Origin of the sequence: Pseudoxanthobacter sp. (genome assembly GCF_036822375.1) — a bacterium.
GTDB lineage: Bacteria > Pseudomonadota > Alphaproteobacteria > Rhizobiales > Segnochrobactraceae > Pseudoxanthobacter.
Map to the genome: position 1 here is coordinate 8,005 of NZ_DAISHT010000101.1, position 4,375 is coordinate 12,379.

General features: G+C 71.8%; 4 protein-coding genes. 1 reads left to right on the forward strand and 3 read right to left on the reverse strand.

The window, feature by feature from the left end:
• Positions 1–666, forward strand: a 666-nt coding sequence (locus tag V7067_RS10825; RefSeq protein ID WP_334175913.1) for an invasion associated locus B family protein, incomplete at its 5' end; no start/stop codon positions are given.
• A 73-nt stretch (positions 667–739) separates the two neighbouring features.
• On the opposite strand, the gene V7067_RS10830 is transcribed toward V7067_RS10825, so the two are convergent.
• The 3 genes from V7067_RS10830 to V7067_RS10840 all read right to left on the reverse strand — a co-directional run bounded on the left by V7067_RS10830 (position 740) and on the right by V7067_RS10840 (position 4,062).
• On the reverse strand, positions 740–2,038 hold the full coding sequence (locus V7067_RS10830; RefSeq protein WP_334175914.1) for an amidohydrolase family protein: 1,299 nt from the start codon (positions 2,036–2,038) through the stop codon (positions 740–742).
• Between the two features lie 161 nt (positions 2,039–2,199).
• Positions 2,200–3,405 (reverse strand): MFS transporter, encoded by a 1,206-nt coding sequence (locus V7067_RS10835; RefSeq protein ID WP_334175915.1) that lies wholly within the window; start codon positions 3,403–3,405, stop codon positions 2,200–2,202.
• Between the two features lie 36 nt (positions 3,406–3,441).
• Complete coding sequence (locus tag V7067_RS10840; RefSeq protein WP_334175916.1) at positions 3,442–4,062, reverse strand: glutathione S-transferase family protein; 621 nt, start codon at positions 4,060–4,062, stop codon at positions 3,442–3,444.
• Positions 4,063–4,375: the final 313 nt, after the last annotated feature.

A 4,375-nucleotide genomic window follows, 5' to 3' on the forward strand; every position in this document is an offset into this window, starting at 1 on the left:
AGAGGCAATTTCACCATGAGCGTCACGGCGCGTTTTCCCCGGCGCCCGGTTTCCGGGCGTCCCGCATCCCGGTTGTCTGCGTTGCTGCGCCCCGCTGCCGGCCGGCTGGCCGTGGCGCTGATTGCGCTGCCGCTGGCTGCACTGCCGGCGCTGGCGCAGGATCTCTCGCCGCCGGCTGACGGCGGCAAGGACGATCCGCTGCTGCCGGGCGGGGCCAGTGCCACGCAGGAGACTTATGGCGACTGGGTCGTCGGCTGCTCCGGTGCCAAGCCCGGCAAGCGCTGCGCGCTGTCGCAGATGCAGGTGAACAAGGAAAACCGCCAGCGCGTGTTTGCCGTGCAGCTCTCCGTGCCGGCGCCGAACAGCGCCGACGGCGTTGCCGTGCTGCCGTTCGGGCTCGACGTGGCGCGCGGCGTCACCCTCACGCTCGACGACGGCAAGCCGGGCGAGCCGGTTGCCTTCCGCACCTGCGTGCCCGTCGGCTGCCTCGTGCCGCTGTCGTTCGATACCGCGTTCGTCGGCAAGCTGATGCAGGCGCAGACGCTGAAGATCAACGCCTACGCGGTGGAAGGCGTGAAGGCCGACAGCGCCCGGCCGGTGAGTTTCACGATCTCGCTGACCGGCTTCGGCCGCGCCCTGTCGCGCACCACCGCGCTCTCGCGCTGAACGCCGGCCGCGCGGGAAAGGCCCGCCAGGCCGGCGGTCCTTTTCTGCGCGCCTTTTCTCTGCCCCCGCGCCTTCAGCCGGCGGCCACCGGGGCATAGCGCCAGGCTTCGACCGTCTGCGGCCGGCCGGCGATGGCAAGGTGGCTGACGCGGGGGGCCGCCTCGGCGATGACGCGGCCGCGGCGCACCACCGCCAGCCGGTTGGCCTTGAGGCGCAGCGCCTCGATGGGGTCGCGGGCATCGAGCAGCACGAAGTCGGCATGGCAGCCGGGGGCGACGCCATAGCCTTCCAGCCCGAAGATCTTCGCCGGGTTGGCGGTGACCGCATCGAAGCAGGCGGCGGAGGCCTTGCGGCTGGTGAGCTGGCCCACATGCAGCCCCATGTGGGCGACTTCCAGCATGTCGGCGCTGCCGAACGAGTACCACGGATCCATCACGCAATCGTGGCCGAAGGCCACGTTCAGGCCGGCGGCCATCAGCTCCGGCACCCGCGTCATGCCGCGGCGCTTGGGGTAGGTGTCCAGCCGGCCCTGCAGGGTGATGTTGATCAGCGGGTTGGCAACGCACTGCACGTCCGCCTCTGCCATCAGGGCGATGAGCTTGGAGGCGTAGTAGTTGTCCATGGAGTGCATGGAGGCGAGATGCGAGCCGGTGGCGCGGCCCTGCAGGCCGAGGCGCTGGGTCTCGAACGCCAGCGTTTCGATGTGGCGCGACAGCGGGTCGTCGCTCTCGTCGCAGTGCAGGTCCACGCGCAGGCCGCGTTCGGCGGCCAGCTCGCACGAGATCGCCACCGATTTTGCACCCTCAGCCATGGTGCGCTCGAAATGCGGGATGCCGCCCACCACGTCCACGCCCATGTCGAGAGCGCGCTTCAGGTTGGCGAGGGCGGTGGGCGAGCGCAGCAGGCCATCCTGCGGGAAGGCGACGAGCTGCAGGTCGAGATAGTCCTTCACCTTGTGGCGCACTTCCACCAGCGCTTCGACGCCGAGCAGCCGGTCGTCGCACACGTCCACATGGGAGCGCACGGCCAGCAGGCCCTGCGAGACCGCAAGATCGCAATAGCGCAGCGCCCGCTCCACGATGGCATCCACCGTCAGGTGCGGCTTCAGCTCGCTCCACAGCGCGATGCCTTCCAGCAGCGTGCCGGATTCGTTGAGGCGCGGATTGCCGAGCGACAGCGTGGAATCCATGTGGAAGTGGATGTCGACGAAGGGGGGCGCCAGCAGACGGCCCTCGGCGTCGATGACGCGGCCGGCCTCCGCCGCAATGCCGCGCTCGACGGCCACGATGCGCCCGCCGTCGCAGGCCACATCCACCCCGCTGCGGCCGTCGGTGAGGGTGACGTTGCGAACAATCAGATCGAACGACGACATGGCAGCTCCGCTTCGGCTCCCGGCGGGGGTCCGGGCCGGACCTCCGGCAGCACGCGCATCCCGGGGATTGGTGGTGGGCCGGCGTGGAAGGGGAATTCCTGAAGGAGGATTTTTGCGCCCGGCCCGGAAGCCCCGCAGATTAGACCGTGTCCGGCCGGCCGTCACCGGCCGGGGCGGCGTGTTTGCGGGGGATTTGTGACAAACGGCGCCGAGCCGGCAACCGCCGCGAGCAGCAGCGCGACCAGTGCCAGCGCGAGCGGCAGGGTGGTGAGGCCGGCCACGAAGCCGATGAACGCCGGCCCGGTCAGAAGGCCCAGATAGCCGAGGCTGACCACCGAGGCGACGGCCGGTCCCGGTGCCGAGGGATTGATGCGCCCGGCGGCCACGAACAGCACCGGCACCACGTTGGCCGCCCCCAGACCGACGAGCGCGAAGCCGGCCAGCGCGCCGGCCTGTCCGGCCGGCGTGGGGCCGGTGAGCGCCACGGTCAGACCGAGGCCGGCGGCTGCCGTCAGCGTTCCGGCCAGCATCACCCGCCGCTCGCCGAAGCGCCGCACGAGGCCGTCGCCGGCAAAGCGCCCGCCGGCCATGGCGGCGGAGAAAGCGGCATAGCCGAGGCTGGCCGCCGCAATGTCGAAGCCGCGGTAGCCGGAGAGGAAGAGGGCGCTCCAGTCCATCATCGCCCCCTCGGCCATGAAGATGATGAAGCACAGGAGGCCGAGCACGAGCGCCCGGCCGCGCGGCAGCACGAAGGCCGGCCCGCCGGCGGCGCTGCGACGGGCGATGAGGCCGGGCAGCGCCAGCGCCATCAGCCCGGCCAGCACCGCGCTGACGGCACTGCCGAGCAGGAGCGGCGGCGCGCCCGCGGCCAGCAGGGCGCCGAGGCTGAGCGCACCGGCAAGGCCGCCGGCGGAGAACAGCGCGTGGAAGCCGGACATGACGGGCTTGCTGCGGGTGGCCGCCACCATCAGCGCCTGTGCGTTGACCGCGACATCGAGGGTGCCGATGCCGGCGCCGAAGGCCATCAGCACCGCTGCCGCCGCGGCCGGGTGGCTCAGCACCGGCAGCAGCGGCAGCAGTGCCATGAGCACGGCGACGGCGGCGAGAATGACCCGCCGGCAGCCGAACCGGGCAATGAGCGCGCCGGCGAGCGGCATGGTGGTGACGGAGCCGATGCCGAAGCACAGCAGCAGCAGGCCGAGGGCGGTGTGGTCGAGGCCGAGATTGTTGCGCAGCACCGGCACCAGCGGCGCAAACGCCGCATTGGCGGTACCGAGGGCCAGAAAGGTGAGCCGCGTGGCGCCGACGGCGCGGACCGGCAGCGCCGGTGCCGGCTCAGCCGCGCCGGCGCCGGTGGTGATGGTCATGATCGGTTGCCCGGAGGGATCGGCAGGGAGGCGGGATCAGGTCAGCGGCGTCATGGCGCCGGTGCGATAGGCCGGGCGGGCCGCAAGGCGGTTGTACCATGCCTCAAGGTGGGGCAGCGGCGGCCGTTCGGCCGCAAGGCCGAACCAGCCATAGACGATGGCGCCCAGCGGAATGTCGGCCATCGTCAGACGGTCGCCGGCAAGAAAGGGGTGCCGGGCAAGGGCGGCATCGGCAATCGCCAGCCGCGCGGCGGTTGCCGCAAGGCTGGCGGCGATGGCGGCGGTGTCGCGCTTTTCCGGCGGCGTGCGCACGAGGCCGACGAAGGCGGGGCCGAAGGCCGGCTGCACGGTGGTGCCGGTCCAGTCCATCCACTGGTCGGCGACGGCGCGCGCCGCCGGGTCTTCGGGCCACAGCGTGCCGGCGCCGTGGCGGGCGGCGAGATAGCGCACGATGGCACCGGATTCCCACACCGTCAGCGCGCCGTCCTGCAGGGTGGGGACGAGGCCGTTGGGGTTGAGGGCGCGGTAGGCCGGATCGTTGACAATGCCGAAGGCGCCGCCGGCATCCCGCCGCTCATAGGCGAGGCCCAGTTCCTCAAGGCACCAGAGCACCTTGCGCACGTTGCCGGAATTTGCCCGGCCCCAGATGGTCAGCATCGTCGACAGGTCCTTGCTCGCGGGGACGTGCGCCGACCATGCGCTGCGGTCTGCCGGCTGGCAAGCTCCGGCAGGCGGTACTGTCCGCATCCTGCGGCAGGCGGTCCGGGTGACGGGCGGGATCTGCGACGGCGACGGGCGGCGGGGCGGCGGCGGGCGTATGGCAGGCCGGTCTGGCTGCGGGCGGATCCCGCCGCCGGCAGAATGTGCACTCCGCAGAGGCGAACGACGGTCGCACCCCGGCAACGGACATTCGTGTTGCGGGACGGCCCGTCCTGCCATCCGCAGCCGTTTCAGTCGCTGTTTCAGTCGC

Coding starts and splice junctions, on each gene's coding strand:
- V7067_RS10830 (WP_334175914.1), bottom strand. CDS start 2,038: ATGTCGTCGTTCGATCTGATTGTTCGCAACGTCACCCTCACCGACGGC.
- V7067_RS10840 (WP_334175916.1), bottom strand. CDS start 4,062: ATGCTGACCATCTGGGGCCGGGCAAATTCCGGCAACGTGCGCAAGGTG.
- V7067_RS10835 (WP_334175915.1), bottom strand. CDS start 3,405: ATGACCATCACCACCGGCGCCGGCGCGGCTGAGCCGGCACCGGCGCTG.